This window comes from Glutamicibacter sp. AGC46 (assembly GCF_053543715.1).
In genome coordinates this window covers 250,171-266,948 of the sequence record NZ_JBLVOJ010000012.1, presented here as the reverse complement: position 1 = coordinate 266,948, position 16,778 = coordinate 250,171, and the positions used below count along the sequence as shown (strand labels likewise).

Genomic DNA, 16,778 nt, shown 5'->3' with positions numbered 1-16,778 from the left:
GTTCGCATGCCATTAGACTAGCTATATAGATAGTGATACGCAACACATTTCTGGAAAGGGGCGGTTTTGAGTCTTCGCAACGCGCTGCTTTCACTGCTGACAGTTGAACCAATGACCGGCTATGACCTGTACAAAGTCTTCGAATCGTCGGTCGGGCACGTCTGGCACGCCCCGGATTCGCAGATCTACCCCGAGCTGAAACGCATGGAATCCGAAGGTCTCATTGCAGGGCAGGATGTGCCTTGGGGTCCACGCGGAAAGAAACGGCAATACACCATCACCCGGGATGGCGTCACCCAATTCAAGGATTGGATGAACACGCCCCTGGAGTACGCACGCACCCGCGATCCCGCGCATCTCAAGGCTGCCTACCTGGAATGGGCGGAACCCGAGGCCGCGCGCGAGCAGATGCGCGGGCATATCGCTCATCACCGGTCATTGCTCAACCAATGGCAAGAACGCATCGCGGAATTGGAGCAAGGCAGCAACTCCATGCTCACCAAGCGCTTGAAGAACACGCCGCGCGAGGAGTGGGAAGCCACTGTTGCCTACAAACGATTCACCTATGAAGGCCTGATCGCCCGGGCAGAAGCTGAAATCCAGTGGGCTACGCGCGGGCTGGAACTCATCGACCTGCTGAACCCCTAGGCTGCCGGCCGGCGCAATAAAGCCGCCGACCCGGCACGGATCGGCGGCTCAGAGCGCTACTTGGGATTCGTCAAGAACTTCGTCTTGGCCTCTTCGGGGCGATGCCCTTGCTTGGCCTTCTGGATTTCCGCGTAGACATGGTGGCGAAGCTCGGTGAATCGCGGCAACGACCGGGTTTCCAGCTGGTCGCGCTCCGCCGGCAGATCGATCAGGATATCCTCCTGCACCACGGTTGGCGAAGAAGACAAGATGATCACGCGCTGGCCCAGGTAGATCGACTCGTCGATGTCGTGGGTTACGAACAGCACGGTGACCCCCAGCTTCTTCCAGACATTGCGGATCAGGTCCTCGAGGTCTGCGCGGGTCTGCGCATCAACGGCCGCGAATGGCTCATCCATCAGCAATACCTCTGGCTGGTAGGCCACCGCGCGGGCGATCGCCCCGCGCTGCTGCATGCCGCCGGAGAGCTGCCACGGGTAGGACTTGGGCACATGGCTCAGCCCCACGGCTTCCAGCGCATCGTCCACCAATTTCTTGCGTTCGGCCTTCGGGACGCCGGCGTTCTTCAGCGGCAGTTCGACATTGTCCGCCACGCGCAGCCACGGGAACAGCGACCGGCCGTATTCTTGGAAGACCACGGCCATTTTCTTCGGCGGTCCGGTGACTTTCTGCCCGTCCAGCAGCACCTCGCCGCTGGTGGCGCCCAGCAAGCCGGCAATGCACTTGAGCAATGTGGTCTTGCCCGAACCGGAAGGACCGACCAGGCACACCAGCTCGCCATGCCCCAGGTCAAAGGTGAGGTCCCGGACCGCTTCGATATCGCCGCCGTCGGTGTGGTAGACCTTCTTCAGCCCCCGGACCGAGAGCAGCGCTTCGCCTTCTGGCAGGGTGCGCCCGCCGGCGGTTCCATTCTGGCTAGACAGCATTTTCAACCTCTTTCAGACCGTTGTACCAGCGCAGGACGCGGCGTTCGATCCACTGGAATATAAATGACATGATGACCCCGATCAGGCCCAGCACCACGATGCCGGACCACATTTCCGGTACGGCGAAGGAACGCTGGAACTGGACGATCGCGAAGCCCAGCCCGGAGGAGGATGCGAACATCTCGGAGATGACCATAAGGATCAGCCCGATCGACAAGCACTGGCGGATGCCAGCCATGATGGTCGGGGTGGCGCTTGGCAGCACCTGGTAGCGAATCCGGGCTAAACCGCTGATGCCATAGGATCGGCTGGTTTCGTTCTGCACCGGATCGATGGCGCGAACGCCCTCAATGGTGTTCAGCAGCACCGGCCAAATCGCGCCGGAGATGATCACCGCGATCTTCATGCCGTCGTTAATGCCAACCAAGAGCATCAGCACCGGAATCAGCACCGGCGGCGGCAAAGCACGGAAGAACTCGAACACCGGTTCGGTAATCGCCCGGGCGGTGCGGTTCATGCCGACGAGCAACCCGAGCAGCACACCGAGCACAATGGCCCCGAGCACGCCGAGAACCAGGCGCTGGACGCTTGGCAGGACGTCGGTGAACATGCGTTCGCCAACCCAGGTCTCGATGAAGGTCTTGCCCAAGTCTACCGGGGTAGGAACGAAGAAGCTCGCTCCACCAAGGGTTGCCGCGACCCACCAGAGGATGAGCAGAACCGGCAATGCCAGAATGAAGGAAATCGACTTCAGGAGTTTCATGCGGCGTTCTCTCCCCGGACTGAGGCGTGCCAGGAAAGCACGCGCTTTTCGATGATGCGCATGCACAGGTTGATTGCCACGCCCAGCAGGCCGGTGGCAACAATCAGCGCGTACATTCCGGCGATTGCGCCGCCTGACTGCGCCAGCTGGATTTCCTTGCCCAGACCCGGTGCGCCGATGATCAGTTCCGCAGTAATCGCCAGGATCAGTGCCACGGCAGCGCCCAGCCGGATGCCAGTCATCAGGTAAGGGAGCATGGTCGGGAAGATGACGTCGCGGATGCGCTGGATCCGGGAGAATCCATAGGATCTCGCGGTCTGCATCGCCACATTATCCACGTCTGCAACTCCATAGAGCACCTGGATCAGCACCTGCCAGAAGCAGGCATAGATGATCAGCATCAGCGAGGATTCGATTTTCGTGCCGAATAAAAGCACCGCGAGCGGGATCAATGCCACCGACGGAATTGGACGCAGGAACTCGATGGTGGAGTTGGTCGCACGACGCAGGAAGCTCGACATGCCGATTACCAAGCCCAGTACCAGCGCCAGCAGCACCGCTGCGGCCAGGCCGATGAACCATGCCAGCATGGTTTCCCCCACCGCGACCCAGAAGGCGGTCAAGGCAAGATCAGCGAACAGCGTCATCAGCACTTCGGAGGCGGGCGGCAGGTAAGCCGCCTCGACAATTCCAAGAGCCGGGACCAGTTCCCAGATCCCCAGGAAGGTCACGATGCCAATCAATCCCCAAAAGCCATTGGGGAATTTCGAGCCCGATTTCCTGCGCTTGGCTTGGCGCGCCTCAGCCGGCGCTGTGCTAGTGATGGCACTCATGGCAGGAGCTTCTCCAGGTCGACTGGCTTGGACAGGGTGCCATAGCTCAGTGCCGCATCGCCGAGTTCTTGCACGGCCTCGCGGTTGAAGTCAGGGCGGAAGCGCGGCAGCACCATATCGGCGCGGACCTCCTCGCTGATCTTGGTGTAGGTTCCGACAACTTCGCGGACCTCGTCAGGGTTCTCCTGCGCATACTGAAGCGACTTGTCCATCGCCTTGGTGAACTTCTCGGTCACCTCGGGATTTTCCTGGGCGTACTGCGCAGAAGTGAAGTAGCCGGCAACATCCAGCTCCGGATCGAATTCGGCGAAGTTCGCAGAGAGCATTTTCGCTCCGGCGTCCAAGGCCGAACTCTGGAACGGCTCCAGGATCCAGGCGGCATCGACGATGCCGTTTTCCAGTGCAGCAGGAGCATCGGGGAAAGGAACCTCGACGAACTCGATGCTTGCCGGGTCTCCCCCGTCTTCTTCGACAATTGACTTGATGGTGGTATCGCCGATGTTCGACAGGTTATTGACCGAGACCTTCTTGCCGGCCAAGTCCTTGGGCGAAGAAATCTTGGAATCATTTTTGACCAGCACGGACCCGACGTCGGATTTCACATCACCTGTGGTGGAGATGCCATTGGCGACGAACTTCATGTCCAGTCCCTTGTCGTTGGCGACCATTACCGAGATCAGATTGGAGAAGGCGAAGTCATAGCTCCCGGATTGGATGCCCGGGACGATAGCCGAACCGCCAGTTGCGGTTTCGATTTCCAAGTCCAGGCCTTCTTCGGCGAAGAAGCCCTTGGATTCTCCCAGCCAGATTGGTGCGGTATCGACGATGGGGATTACCCCGACGGTGATTTTTTCCAGCGAGCCATCTGATCCTGCAGCATCTTCCCCGGCCGAGCCGCCGCTAGGCGAACCGGAGCTGCAGGCAGCAAGCGCGAGGACTGATAGCGAAGCGAGTGCGAGCTTGAGCGAGTGTTTCATGGCAACTACCCCCAATTGAGTGTCATTGCTGCTGCGGCGTCCGGAATCTGGAACCGCAGCAGCAATAGCGTGAAGTTGTGGAATTACTTGGCGATGAGGTTGTTCATGTCTGGGGCCTTCTCCAGGAATTCGAACTTGGCGGCCAGATCTCCGAGCTTTGCCAGTTCCTCAATTGGGGTTTCCGCTTCCCAGGTTTCCATGAGCAAGCCTTCGGCTACCTTGGCATCCATATTGATGAAGTCTGGCAACATGGCCCTGGCGGCATCCGGATCACTATCGGAGGCCGGCAGTACTTCCGCCATAGCTGCCTTCCACTTGGAAATGACTTCCGGATTCTCTTCAGCGAACTGGCCGCTGGTGAACGTCACCATGGTTGGCAGCCCCGGAATTGCTTCTTGGTTTGGATAGCCAAGCAGTTCGTTGTCCTTATCGCCCAAAGCACGCGAGAGGAACGGCTCTGGAAGCCAGACGGCGTCAACGTTGCCGCGATCCAGCTGCGCCTCCATGTCCGGGAAAGGCATTTCGCTGAACTTCAGGTCTTTCGGATTGGCTCCAGCCATTTCTGCGGATTCCATAATCGTCAGGTCGCCCTGGGTACGCAACGCGTTGACCGATGTGGTTTTTCCAGCCAGATCTTCCCAGCCGCCGATGCCCGAGTCCTTGCGCACAACTACTCCATTGACATCCTCCCCATCAGCCTTGGAAGCGGAATAGCCGGTGACGATCTTCATGTCCAGGCCTTTGTCCGCAGCGGTCATCACCGATAGCGGATTGCCCACGGCAATGGCCAATTCTCCGGTGGATACCGCTGGGAGCATCGCGGCACCGGCGTTGGAAGTGCTCAGTTCTACATCCAGGCCATGCTTTTCAAAGGTCCCGGCGTCGATACCCTGCTGCACTGCAACCGACGGTGCGATTGGCAGAATACCTACGGTGATTTTGGTGAGCGAGCCATCCTCGGCGGCGGCGGATGTGCTTCCCTCTGATTCTGTCGAGCCGGACAGCGAACCTCCGCCACAGCCCACCAGGCCGAGTGACAGGACCGCTGCGCCTGCAAGCAGTGTAGACCAGCGCTTTTTCATATTTCCCCCTAGAAAGCCATTGCCGCAACCCCGAGTGGCGGGTCGAAGAAAGTGTGTGATTTGAACCACAATTCAAGACTAAGCCAACTATTGAGAATGTCAATGGTTGATTTTATGATGATTTATTCTCTGCGTATGGGCGGTATCTTGCACTTATGCAAACGTGAGGCCACGGAATCCGCCACGAAGCCGTGGAGCGCTCAGCTGAACTGCTTGCGCAAGTCGGCTTTGCGTATCTTGCCGCTTGCGGTGCGCGGCAACTCATCCAGGAAGACCGAGGTGCGCGGTATCTTGTAGCGCGCCAAGCGTCCGTCGAGATACGCCACAACATCCTCTTCGCCCAGAGATCTACCGGACTTCAGCACAATGACTGCACGCGGGACTTCGCCCCACTTCTCGTCAGGGACGCCAATCACTGCCACCGATTCAATTTCAGGTAGTCCCATAATGGCTTGCTCGACTTCGGCAGGATAGATGTTCTCCCCGCCGGAAATGATCATGTCCTTAAGCCTGTCCGAGATGAACAGGAAGCCTTCTTCATCCACGTGGCCGATATCCCCGGAACGGAACCAGCCAGATTCATGGAACGCCCCTGAGGTAGCCTCGGGACGGCCCCAATACTCCTTGATCACGTTGGGGCCGCTGATCAGGATCTCGCCAACCTCGCCGGCTGGCACCTCATTGCCCAGCGAGTCCGCGATGCGAATGTCGGTGAAGAAATGGGGCAGGCCGGCCGAACCCATTTTCGGTCGGGAGTACATTGCCTGGAGCATGGTGGCGCCGGGCGCAGTTTCGGTCAAGCCATAGCCGCCACTGAATCCGAGCCCACGCGCTTCATAGGCTTCAAGGACACGTAGCGGCACAGCGGAGCCTCCGCAGGTGAGCATCTCCAATGAAGACAAATCCGTTTCCTCCCATTTTTCATGCTCGGCTAGCAATTGGAAGGTCGTTGGGACGCCCGAGAGCTGGGTGACCTGGTAGCGCTCCACCGCATCCAGCACGGCAGCGGGATCAAAACGCTCCTGGAGGACCACTGTTCCTCCCTTGAGCAGCATCGGCAAGGCGCCCATGCCCAGCGCCGCTACATGGAAGAGCGGTGCAATGAGCAAAACAACAGATCTGCTGGTGACATCGTAGTCAACGATGACATTGTAGGAATTCCACGTCATGTTGGCATGCGTGAGCACCGCGCCCTTCGGCGTTCCGGTAGTGCCCGACGTATAGAGGATGATGGCTGGATCCTCTAACTCGACGGCGATATCGTCGTGCCCGCTGCGCCCTGCCTGAAGGGCCCGTTCATAGGATGAGTCCGCGCACGGAACCGAAGCGACTTCCCAGGCGGTACTGACCGGGCTGCCTTCGATGGATGCATGCGCTTCGCTGGCGAAGTTCTCGACATAGATCAGCACCTCGCTGCCTGAATCGCGCAGCGCAAAGTTCAGTTCCCGCGGCGCCAGACGCACATTGAGCGGAACGAACAACGCCCCAAGCTGGGTAACGGCGAACATGGTTTCCAGGTACGCAGCATGGTTGGCGCCAAGGAACGCTACACGGCTACCGCGGGCGACTCCGCTGGCCGCCAAGGCACTGCTGAGCTTGTCGATGCGTTCTGCCAGCTGCGCGTAGCTCAAGCCGACTCCCGCATGAATCACCGCAACCTGCTGCGCGGATTTCATCCGACGCCGGTGAATCCAGTTGCCAAACCCCTTATTCAACATCTGCCACTCTTTTCATTAGGTCGTACGTTGCCGTTGCGGCTCTAGCTCAGCTGGCTCTTTACCTAGGCGTAGAAGCGGTAGAGGCCCCGGGAGACCACGGCCGGCTTCGTGCCGCCTTCGACTTCGATGACCTGGTCCACTGCAATCTGGTATCCGCCCTTGACCTCTTCCACCTCGGCGATAACCGCCTTCATGCGGATCTTGGAACCCACCGGTACGGGCGAAGGGAATCGAACTTTTTCCAGGCCGTAGTTCACCTTGGTCTTCACGCCGGTGACATCGAAAAGCTCGGTCCAGAACGCAATCTGCAGGCTCAAGGTAAGGTAGCCGTGGGCAATCGGGCCACCGAAAGGGCCCTCCTTGGCCTTCTGCGGATCGGTGTGGATCCACTGGTGATCATCAGTGGCGTCAGCGAAGGTGTTGATTTGTTCCTGTGTGACCACGCGGTATTCGCTGTAGCCCAGGTCCTTGCCCTGGGCGCTGGCGAGGTCTGCGTAATCCAAAACGGTTGGTGCCATGATATTTCTCCTCTAGATGGGTTCTTTGGTTGCTCGAGTTCGCGAATGCCGCTTTAGCGGAATGCGCTGACGCCGGTAATCGCGCGTCCGATAATCAGTGAATTGATCTCGTGTGTGCCTTCATACGAGTAGATCGCTTCGGCGTCGGCATGGTGGCGCGCTACGTTGTTCTCCAGCAAGATGCCATTGCCGCCGCAGACCTCTCGGGCGAGGGCTGCCGTTTCCCGTAGCATGCGTGCGGTGAACATCTTGGCCATGGCCGAGTTTTCATCGCGGTAGATGCCCGCTTCCTGCTGCTGGGTCAGCCGCACCACCAAAGCCAGGCTCGCGGTGGCGTTGGAGAGCATATGCGCCAGCTTTTCCTGGATCAGCTGGAATGAACCCAGCGGCTTGCCGAATTGGCTACGGCTGGCAACGTAGTCGCGAGCCGATTCGTACGCGCCGAAGCAAACGCCTGTGGCAATCCAGGCGACGTCTGAGCGCATGTTGCGCAGGCAGGCCGCTACGTCGGCAAAGGAGTTGATCTTGGCCAGTCGCCCGCTGGCTGGCACCCAGACATTCCCCAGCTCGATGTCGGCGTTCTGCATAATGCGCAGGCTGGTCTTTCCCGGAATTTTCCTGATTTCCATGCCCGGCGCGTCCGTTGGAACCAAGAAGCATTTGATCTGCGAATCGGCTGCGTCGCGGGCAAATACTGCCAGCACGTCCGCTTGGCTCGCGCCCCCGATCCAGCGCTTCTGCCCATTGATCACCCAGCCAGCCACACCATCGCGTTGCTCCTGCTTGGCCGAGGTGGCTAGCCCTCCGGCAATATCCGAACCGTGTTCTGGCTCGGTCAGGGCGAACACTCCCTTGCAGGCAAAAGATGTGATCCGCGGCTCAAGCACGGCTACCTGCTCCGCACTTCCACCCAGGTTGACGGTGGTCCGGAATAGGCCGGACTGCGCGTTGTAGTAAGTCGCTACGGAGGCATCCATGCGTCCCAGCTCGAAATTGCGGAAGCCCGAGTAAAGCGCGGAAGGCTTCTGGCCCGTGGCAAGCACTTCGGCCGGGTTCATCAGATCAGCATCGATCAGCGGTGCCACGATCTGTTCCGGGAATTCTCCGCGTTCCCAATAGTCATCGACTATCGGACCCACATGTTCTGCCAAAAGGGAACGCAAACGGTCCAGGGCCGCACGCTCAGCGTCGGTGAGCAGGTCCTTGAATCCATAGAAATCACTAGTTGCTGCCGGTTGGATCATTCTTCTATCCCCAACACGCGCAGTGCATTGCCCTTCAGGATTCCCGGTCTCACCGAGTCCTTCAACTCCAATTCTGCAAAGGCCCCCAGCCACTTCTCCGGGGTAATCAAGGGAAAGTCCGTGCCGAACAACAGCTTGCGCGACAGCACGTTATTGCCCATCTTCACCAAGGAGCTGGGGAAATACTTGGGGCTCCAACCGGATAAATCGATGTAGACATTGGCCTTGTGCGTGGCAATGGAGTTCGCTTCATCCTGCCATGGAACCGAGGGGTGAGCCATGATGATGACCAGGTTCGGGAAGTCCGCGGCCACATCGTCGAGCAGCAGCGGATTGGAGTAACGCAGCTTAATGCCCCGACCGCCAGGCAGCCCTGCTCCCATGCCGTTCTGCCCTGTGTGGAAAATGCATGGGAGGCCTAGCTCCTGGAGCTTTTCCCATAGCGGGTAGAACGCTTCATCGCTGGGATCGAATCCCTGGAGCGAGGGGTGGAATTTGAAGCCGCACACTCCGAGCTGTTCAGCCTGGTACTGCGCATCGCCGATGGCTTCGGCTCCTCGGCGGGGATCGACCGAGCCAAAGGGAATAAGCACGTCATTATTTCGGGCGCAGCCCTGGACCAAGTCCTCAATGGAGTTCGGATCATGCCCGAGCGCGGTGCGTGCATCAACGGTGAACACCACGGCAGCCATGTTCGACTCGCGATAAAGCTGCGCAATGCGATCAATGGAGGGTGTACGCTCCGATGATTTGAAATACGCTGCCGACGCTTCGAAAAGATCCTCCGGCATTGCCTTGTGGCCGCATTCGTCGACTTCAAGGTGCACATGCATGTCGATGGCTTCAAGCGAAGCGAAATCGATGCCCAGTTCATAACGCAAAGTCATAATGATTCCCCCAGTTCCCTACTTGGCTGGTTCCGGGCGCAGTTCTTCCGGAAGTTCCGGGAACTTCTCCCCAACGGACTGCTGGTGGGATCCGAAGCGCGCAGGGAATTCATTGGCCAGCGTTTCATAGTCCCATCCGCCGTCGTGCAGCTCGGTGACCACAGCTTCAGGGTGGCTCCAGACCTGCAGGCGGTCCCCGCCGACTCCAATGGCCTGGCCGTTGATCTCTGCAGCCGCGTCCGAGGCCAGGTAGGCGATCAGGCCGGCCACATCATCTGCGGTGCCAAAGCCCAGATCCTTGCGGAAGAAGTCCGGCATCGCTTCGCCGCGCTCGTCGGCTTCCACGGCAGCTGCAAAGAATGGAACGGTTTTGGTCATTTCGGTGGCTGCCACCGGGATCACTGCGTTGGCAGTAACCCCGGCTCGTTTCATTTCCAGGGCCCAGGTGCGCACCATGCCGACAATGCCGGCCTTTGCCGCCGCGTAATTGCTCTGGCCGAAGTTGCCGCGCTGGCCGGTCGGCGAACCAATTGCGATGATGCGTCCGGAGACATTGTTTTCCTTGAAATACCCGTAGGCCTCACGCACGCAGGTGAAAGTGCCGCGCAAGTGGACGTTGATCACCAGATCAAAATCTTCGTCGGTCATCTTCAGCAGGGACTTGTCACGCAGCACACCCGCATTGGTGACCAGAATATCCAGGCGACCGAAGTTCTCGACAGCGCCGGCAACCAGCGCCTTCGCGGCCTCGGTCGTACCTACCGCCGCCGCAACTCCCGCCGCCGTGCCCCCGGCTTCGGTAATGGAAGCAACCGCAGCATCCACGGCCGCAGGATCGACATCATTGACAATCACCGAGGCTCCCTGACGCGCCAGTTCTTGCGCATAGCTCAGGCCCAGTCCGCGTCCGCTTCCGGTCACGATGGCAACTTTTCCTGCTAGGGACATGAGAACTCCAATTCGGTGAGGTGTTTCAATTGCTCCACTTGGAAGAAAAGTGGGAACCTTGACTACATACATAAGAACTTTAATCCTTGAGAAAGTCAATGGTTTATTTTTTCATGAAAAGTGGGGACAATGAGATGACTAGCAAAATCACGGCCAAATCAGCGAAGAAAGAACTGTTCATGAAATGCGACCTCGTTCAGGAGCTGAACTTCCTAGTGGCGCGCATGCGCTCCCTGGGTTCGACCCGGGCCAACCATGCGCTGAAGCCACTCGGCCTCAAGGTGCGTTCCTACTCGGTACTTTCCTTGGCGTGCAGCGACATCACCCCCACCCAACGCGATCTCGCTGAATTTCTCGCGCTCGATCCAAGCCAGATCGTGCCACTAGTGGACGGGTTGGAAACCAGTGGACTAGTCTCCCGAATTCCAGATCCCAGCGACCGCCGCTCCAAGGTGATAGTAGCCACCGCGGCCGGCCGGAAGCTCTACGCGCAGGCGCGCAAGATCACCAGGCAAAACGAGGACGAGACCTTGGAAGCGCTAACCCCGCAGGAGCGGCTGCAGCTGCGCGATCTGCTATCCCGGGTAGCGCTGGCTGACGCGGAGTAGCACCCCATTTTTCTCATTCATTGAGAACCCGGCTGTCTGCCCGATCACATGCGCCGCATCATGAGGGAAGTTCTTATTACTTCCTTAGACCAGATGCATCGGTCCGGCAACGCAGCCGGCAGTGCGGCTTCTGGTCCAGACGCTAGCGAGGCAGGTCCCATGGCTCAGAATCCGCGCATTCTCAAGACCAAGGTCGGCATCATCGGCGGCGGTCCAGCAGGGCTCATGCTCTCCCACCTGCTGGCCGCATCCGGCATCGAGAACATCGTCGTGGAAATGCGCGACCACGAGACCATCCGCAACACCCACCGCGCGGGCATCCTCGAAGCCCAGGCTGTCAAGATGCTCACCGAGTCCGGCGTGGAGGGACGGGTCCTCACCCACGGCGACGAGCACGCCGGCATCGACCTGCGCTTCAACGGCCAATCCCACCCGCTGGACTTCCGCGATCTGGTCGACGCCACCGTCACCCTGTACGCGCAGAACGAGGTCTTCGTTGACCTGGCCGCGGCGCGCCAGCGCGCCCAGGGCGACGTGCGCTACTCCTGCGAAGTCACCGAGATCCTGGACATGGAGACCTCCACCCCGAAGTTCCGCTTCACCGATGAGCAGGGCAACCTCTTCGAGGTGCACGCCGATGTGATCGTCGGCGCCGACGGCTCGCGCTCCTTCGCCCGCCGCCAGATGCCCGAAACGCTGCGCAAGGATTTCAAGGTCGCCTACCCCTTCGCCTGGTTCGGCATCCTCACCGAGGCGCCGAAGTCCGCGCCTGAACTGGTCTACGCGAACTCCCCGCACGGCTTCGCGCTGATCTCCCAGCGCAGCGAAACGGTGCAGCGCATGTACTTCCAATGCGACCCGAACGAAGACGTGAATGCCTGGAGCGATGACCGCATCTGGGCCGAGCTGCAAAAGCGCGTGGACGGGCCGGATAATTTCCAGCTGAAAACCGGCGAGATCTTCGACAAGACCGTGCTGGGCTTCCGCTCCTTCGTGCGCGAACCCCTCTCCCACGGGCGGATGTTCCTGATCGGCGATGCCGGACACACCGTCCCGCCCACCGGAGCCAAGGGCCTGAACCTGGCCTTCGCCGATGTGAAGGTGCTCTTCGAGGCGCTGGATTCCTTCTTCTCCACCGGCAGCGAGCAGCTGCTGGACGGCTATTCGGACCTGGCGTTGAAGCGGGTCTGGAAGGCGCAGAACTTCTCCTACTGGATGACCTCCATGCTGCACACCCCGGTAGGCGGGGACCCTTTCATGGCCAAGCGCGCCCTGGGCGAACTGGAAACGGTCACCTCCTCGCGCTTCGGCCAGCAATACCTGGCCGAGTCCTACACCGGCTGGCCCCACGCTTAGCCTTCGCCCTTGCCAAGCATTTCCTCCACCACGCCCGTACGCCCCCTTCGAAAGGAGCACGCAGTGAGCACCGAAACCACAGCTAACGAGTCGTTCAGCGATTCCCACGTGCTGGACCCCGCAGCCACGACGCTCTCGCAAGAATCCATCAGCCAGGAAATCGCCGATATCCATGCGGCCTACTGCCAGTCGGTGGTCGAGGGCAAGAAAGCCGAGACCCAGCCGCGCATCGACTTCGCGCCCTACCGTTCCTCGCTGCTGCGCCACCCGACCAAGAACCTGCGCCACGTGGACCCGGAAACCATTGAGCTGCACTCCCCGGCCTTCGGCCAGCGCGACGTGCACGCGCTGGAATCGGATCTGACGATCCAGCACAACGGCGAGCCGATCGGCGAGCGCATCGTGGTCGCCGGCCGCGTGCTCGATGGCGACGGCCGCCCGGTGGCCGGGCAGCTGGTGGAAATCTGGCAGGCCAATGCCGCCGGACGCTACATCCACAAGCGCGACCAGCATCCGGCCCCGATCGATCCGAACTTCACCGGCGTGGGACGCGCCATCACCGGCCCGAACGGCGAATACTCCTTCACCACCATCAAGCCGGCACCCTACCCGTGGAAGAACCACCACAACGCCTGGCGCCCGGCGCACATCCACTTCTCGCTGTTCGGCACCGACTTCACCCAGCGCATGATCACCCAGATGTACTTCCCGGGTGACCCGCTGTTCAGCCTCGACCCGATCTACCAGGCGATCACCGACAAGGAAGCGCGCGACCGCCTGATCGCCAGCTACGACCATTCGCTGACGACCCATGAATGGGCTACCGGCTACAACTGGGACATCGTACTCACCGGCTCCAACCGCACCTGGATGGAAGATGAAGAGGGAGACCACTAGCATGGCTCAGGCACCAGAACTGAAGCTGGCCCCCACACCGGGTCAGACCATCGGCCCGTTCTACGGCTACGCGTTGCCCTATGAGAAGGGCAATGAGCTGATCAGCCAGGCCCATCCCCGCTCGGTGCGCCTGCACGGGATGGTCTATGACGGCAACGGCGAGGCCATTCCGGACGCCCTGCTGGAAATCTGGCAGGCCGACGAGAACGGCAATGTCGTTTCCCGCGATGGCTCGCTGGTTCGCGACGGCTACACCTTCACCGGGTGGGGACGGGCGGCGGTGGATAACGCCGGGCACTACACCTTCACCACCGTGAACCCGGGCGCTACCGAAGAGGGCAAGGCCCCGTTCATCATGCTCGCGGTTTTCGCCCGCGGCCTGCTCAATCGCCTGTTCACCCGCATCTACCTGCCGGAGGACACCGAAGCGCTGGCTAGCGACCCGTTGCTGTCATCGCTGGGCGAAGCAGAACGCGCAACGCTGATTGCTGCTCGCGAAGACGATGGCTCGCTGTGCTTCGATATCCGCCTGCAAGGCGGGAACGAAACGGTGTTCCTCTCCTACCCGCGCGAGAGCTAGTTGCCACCGCGACACCCCGCTGGATTGCCCCAGCGCCCGCACTGTTACGGGCGTTGGAGCGCCCGGCGGGGTGTTGCCCGTTGCCGGGCACTACAGTTCTAGATAGACGGCTTATACGCTCAACAGCTAAGAATCGAGGCACCGAATGGATGGCGCAGACTACGGCGTGCTGGCCCCCGCCTGGGCAGGAACTGCGGCCGCGGCCTTGGCCAGCGATGCGTCTTTCGTCCAAGCCATGCTGGATGCCGAAGCCGGATGGGTGCAGGTCCAGGCGGATGCCGGCCTGTGCAGCGTCCAGGATGCGCAGGCCGTGCGCGAGGTGGCCAGCGTGGACCGCTACGACCTGGCCTTGCTGGCCTCCAGGACACCGGATGGGGCCAATGCGCTCATCCCGCTGCTGGGCATGATGCGCGACCTGCTCAAGCACGACGGGGCCGCGGCAACTGCGGGCACCGCGTTGCACCGCGGTGCAACCAGCCAGGACATCATCGACACAGCGCTGATGCTGGTGCTGTCCAAGACGTTCACGCTCACGCTGGCAGATCTGCGCAGCACCGCTGGCGGGTTGGCTGCCCTGGCGCAGGCCCACCGCGGGACCGTGTGCATTGCCCGCTCGCTGACCCAGCATGCGCTGCCCACCACCTTGGGCTGGAAAGCGGCCAGCTGGCTCTCGGCCGTGCTGGATGCCGAGCAGCAGCTGGATGCCGCGGCGCGGCAGCTGCGCTTGCAATGGGGCGGTGCGGTAGGCACGCTCGCCTCCCTGGAGCAGCTGCTCTCCGGCCAGCCGGAGACAACGGCCACAAGCCAGTCGCTGTCCTCGGATCTGGCGGCCCTGCTGGGCCTGGAGGATCCGGGAACGCCCTGGCACACCAACCGCATGCCGATTCTCCAGCTTGGCTCCGCACTGGGTGCGGCCATTGCCGCGCTGGGGACCCTGGGCGCTGATGTGCTCACCGCCTCCCGTCCGGAAATCGGCGAGCTGTCCGAACCTCGCGAGGCCGGCAAAGGCGGCTCCTCGGCCATGCCGCAGAAGCAGAACCCGGTGCGCTCGGTACTGCTGCGCAATGCGGCATTCAGCGCCCCCGGATTGCTCTCCACCCTGTTCACTGCTGCCGGCACCGCGGTGGATGAACGCCCCGATGGCGGCTGGCACGCCGAATGGAGTGCCCTGCGCGAACTGGCCCGGCTGGCGTCAGGGGCGGCATTCCACGCTTCGTTCCTGGCCAACGGCCTGGGAGTGGATCGCGCTGCCATCGAGCGGAACCTCGCCCTGGGCGGAGATGCCGTGCTCTCCGAACGACTCGCTGCCGCCCTGGCTGACCTGGTGGTCGGCGGAAAACCGGCCATCCAGGCATTGGTGCGCCGCAGCCTCGACGAGGGCATATCCCTGCGCGATCTGCTGCGCCTGGAAATCTCCGTGCATGACTTGAACGACCAGGACCTCTACGAATTATTTGATCCAGCTGGCTACCTCGGTGCCGCGGATCGCTTCACCGAAACCGTACTCGCCGATTACTCGGCACGGAAGGAATCATGGCAGTCCCGCAACTAACCCCCTCCTTGCTGCACACCGACAAGGCACTTCCCACCCTCATCGTCGGCCCCTCGCTGGGCACTGCGGCCCTGCCGCTGTGGGCCCCGGCCTTGCCTTACCTCAAGGACAAGTTCCAGGTCATCGCCTGGGACCTGCCGGGGCACGGCGAAAGCAAGCCGTCCACCGAAGCCTTCTCGCTGGCCGAACTGGCTACCGGCGTCACCAAGGCCGTCGAGGCGCTGCGTGCCGACGGCGTCATCTCCGAGGGCAGCAAGCTGTACTACGCCGGAGTGTCGGTCGGCGGGGCCACCGCCCTGCAGCTGGCCGTGGACCACGCCGGCTTCTTCAATGCGTTGTCCTCCATCTGCTCTGCGGCGAAGATCGGCACCCCCGAAGGATGGACCGACCGTGCCGAGCTGGTCGCCAAGGCCGGCACCCCGACCATGGTCGCCGGTTCTGCCGAGCGCTGGTTCGCACCGGGATTCATCGAGAAGGAGCCGGTGATCAGCACCGAGCTGCTGCACAGCCTGCAGAACGCTGACCGCTTCGCCTACGCCCACGCCTGCGGCGCCTTGGCAGGATTCGACGTGCGCGGGCAGCTGGCTTCAACCAGCGACCCGATCATTGCCATCAACGGCGCACAGGACCAGGTGTGCCCTCCGGCAGACGCGGAGTTCATCGCCGAAAATGCACCCCGCGGAACCATGGCGGTCATCGATTCGGCCGCCCACCTGGCCCCGGCCGAAGCACCCGAAGAGACCGCGGCCTTGCTGGCCGAGTTCTTGCTGGCCAACTAGAAGCGAGGACCTGCAGAAATGGCTGATTCACCGCGCCTTCCCGGCGATACCTATGATGCTGGCATGGAGGTACGCCGCCAGGTGCTGGGCAACGAGCACGTTGAGCGTTCCACCAGGAACTCGAATGAGTTCACCGACGAATTCCAGGAAATGATCACCCGCTACGCATGGGGCACCATCTGGACCCGCGACGGCCTGCCGCGCACTACCCGCAGCGCCATCACGCTGACCGCAATGATCGCCGGCGGCTACTGGGAAGAACTGGAAATGCATGTGCACGCGGCCCTGCGCAATGGCATGGCTCCCGAAGAAATCAAGGAAGTCTTCTTGCAGTGCGCCATCTACTGTTCCGTTCCGGCAGCGAACGTTGCGTTCAAGATCGGCAAGAAGGTGCTGGAGGAGTACGCGGCAGCCGAAGGCCACTAGCCGTGGCACCGCGCCGCTAGCGGCGCGCCGCCGCCG

At 61.3% G+C, this 16,778-nt stretch carries 18 protein-coding genes; 8 read left to right on the top strand and 10 right to left on the bottom strand.

Going from position 1 to position 16,778, the window contains the following annotated elements:
- Nucleotides 1-66 precede the first annotated feature (66 nt).
- Complete coding sequence (locus ACNPM8_RS09425) at nt 67-648, top strand: PadR family transcriptional regulator (RefSeq protein WP_102598620.1); 582 nt, start codon at nt 67-69, stop codon at nt 646-648.
- A gap of 56 nt (nt 649-704) precedes the next feature.
- On the opposite strand, the gene ACNPM8_RS09420 is transcribed toward ACNPM8_RS09425, so the two are convergent.
- The 10 genes from ACNPM8_RS09420 to ACNPM8_RS09375 form a co-directional block, all read right to left on the bottom strand.
- The gene (locus ACNPM8_RS09420) at nt 705-1,574 is read right to left on the bottom strand and encodes an ABC transporter ATP-binding protein (RefSeq protein WP_448939729.1); all 870 of its coding nucleotides are present in this window, start codon (nt 1,572-1,574) and stop codon (nt 705-707) included.
- Entirely contained in the window at nt 1,564-2,286 is a 723-nt protein-coding gene (locus tag ACNPM8_RS09415) for an ABC transporter permease subunit (RefSeq protein ID WP_442904165.1), read from the bottom strand. Before ACNPM8_RS09415 ends, ACNPM8_RS09420 begins: the two co-directional genes overlap by 11 nt.
- Nucleotides 2,287-2,333: 47 nt before the next feature.
- Nucleotides 2,334-3,170, bottom strand: coding sequence for an ABC transporter permease (locus ACNPM8_RS09410; RefSeq protein WP_133834394.1), 837 nt, complete (start codon nt 3,168-3,170; stop codon nt 2,334-2,336).
- Nucleotides 3,167-4,147: an ABC transporter substrate-binding protein gene (locus ACNPM8_RS09405; protein ID WP_133834393.1), complete on the bottom strand. Its 981-nt coding sequence runs from the start codon at nt 4,145-4,147 to the stop codon at nt 3,167-3,169. The genes ACNPM8_RS09410 and ACNPM8_RS09405 overlap by 4 nt, the downstream gene beginning before the upstream one ends.
- Nucleotides 4,148-4,230: 83 nt before the next feature.
- Complete coding sequence (locus ACNPM8_RS09400; RefSeq protein WP_105662446.1) at nt 4,231-5,229, bottom strand: ABC transporter substrate-binding protein; 999 nt, start codon at nt 5,227-5,229, stop codon at nt 4,231-4,233.
- 200 nt (nt 5,230-5,429) lie between these two features.
- Entirely contained in the window at nt 5,430-6,947 is a 1,518-nt protein-coding gene (locus ACNPM8_RS09395; RefSeq protein WP_133834392.1) for an acyl-CoA synthetase, read from the bottom strand.
- A gap of 62 nt (nt 6,948-7,009) precedes the next feature.
- On the bottom strand, nt 7,010-7,465 hold the full coding sequence (locus ACNPM8_RS09390) for a MaoC family dehydratase (protein WP_105662444.1): 456 nt from the start codon (nt 7,463-7,465) through the stop codon (nt 7,010-7,012).
- Nucleotides 7,466-7,518: 53 nt separating this feature from the next.
- Complete coding sequence (locus ACNPM8_RS09385; RefSeq protein WP_133834391.1) at nt 7,519-8,709, bottom strand: acyl-CoA dehydrogenase family protein; 1,191 nt, start codon at nt 8,707-8,709, stop codon at nt 7,519-7,521.
- Entirely contained in the window at nt 8,706-9,596 is an 891-nt protein-coding gene (locus ACNPM8_RS09380) for an amidohydrolase family protein (RefSeq protein WP_133834390.1), read from the bottom strand. Before ACNPM8_RS09380 ends, ACNPM8_RS09385 begins: the two co-directional genes overlap by 4 nt.
- An 18-nt stretch (nt 9,597-9,614) precedes the next feature.
- Nucleotides 9,615-10,544 carry an SDR family NAD(P)-dependent oxidoreductase gene (locus ACNPM8_RS09375; protein WP_133834389.1) on the bottom strand — a complete coding sequence of 310 codons (930 nt, stop codon included), beginning with the start codon at nt 10,542-10,544 and terminating at the stop codon, nt 9,615-9,617.
- Nucleotides 10,545-10,678: 134 nt separating this feature from the next.
- On the opposite strand from ACNPM8_RS09375, the gene ACNPM8_RS09370 reads away from it, so the two are divergent.
- From ACNPM8_RS09370 to pcaC, 7 genes are all read left to right on the top strand, one after another.
- Nucleotides 10,679-11,152: a MarR family winged helix-turn-helix transcriptional regulator gene (locus ACNPM8_RS09370; protein ID WP_133834388.1), complete on the top strand. Its 474-nt coding sequence runs from the start codon at nt 10,679-10,681 to the stop codon at nt 11,150-11,152.
- 159 nt (nt 11,153-11,311) lie between these two features.
- Entirely contained in the window at nt 11,312-12,508 is a 1,197-nt protein-coding gene (locus ACNPM8_RS09365; RefSeq protein WP_448939728.1) for a 4-hydroxybenzoate 3-monooxygenase, read from the top strand.
- A 63-nt stretch (nt 12,509-12,571) separates the two neighbouring features.
- The gene (pcaH, locus tag ACNPM8_RS09360) at nt 12,572-13,405 is read left to right on the top strand and encodes a protocatechuate 3,4-dioxygenase subunit beta (protein ID WP_448939727.1); all 834 of its coding nucleotides are present in this window, start codon (nt 12,572-12,574) and stop codon (nt 13,403-13,405) included.
- 1 nt (nt 13,406) lies between these two features.
- Nucleotides 13,407-13,985, top strand: coding sequence for a protocatechuate 3,4-dioxygenase subunit alpha (gene pcaG / locus ACNPM8_RS09355; RefSeq protein WP_133834385.1), 579 nt, complete (start codon nt 13,407-13,409; stop codon nt 13,983-13,985).
- Nucleotides 13,986-14,130: 145 nt separating this feature from the next.
- Nucleotides 14,131-15,537, top strand: coding sequence for a lyase family protein (locus ACNPM8_RS09350; protein ID WP_448939726.1), 1,407 nt, complete (start codon nt 14,131-14,133; stop codon nt 15,535-15,537).
- On the top strand, nt 15,519-16,316 hold the full coding sequence (locus tag ACNPM8_RS09345) for an alpha/beta fold hydrolase (protein ID WP_332487448.1): 798 nt from the start codon (nt 15,519-15,521) through the stop codon (nt 16,314-16,316). The genes ACNPM8_RS09350 and ACNPM8_RS09345 overlap by 19 nt, the downstream gene beginning before the upstream one ends.
- Before the next feature lie 18 nt (nt 16,317-16,334).
- Complete coding sequence (gene pcaC, locus ACNPM8_RS09340) at nt 16,335-16,742, top strand: 4-carboxymuconolactone decarboxylase (protein ID WP_365943063.1); 408 nt, start codon at nt 16,335-16,337, stop codon at nt 16,740-16,742.
- The last annotated feature ends 36 nt before the right edge of the window (nt 16,743-16,778 follow it).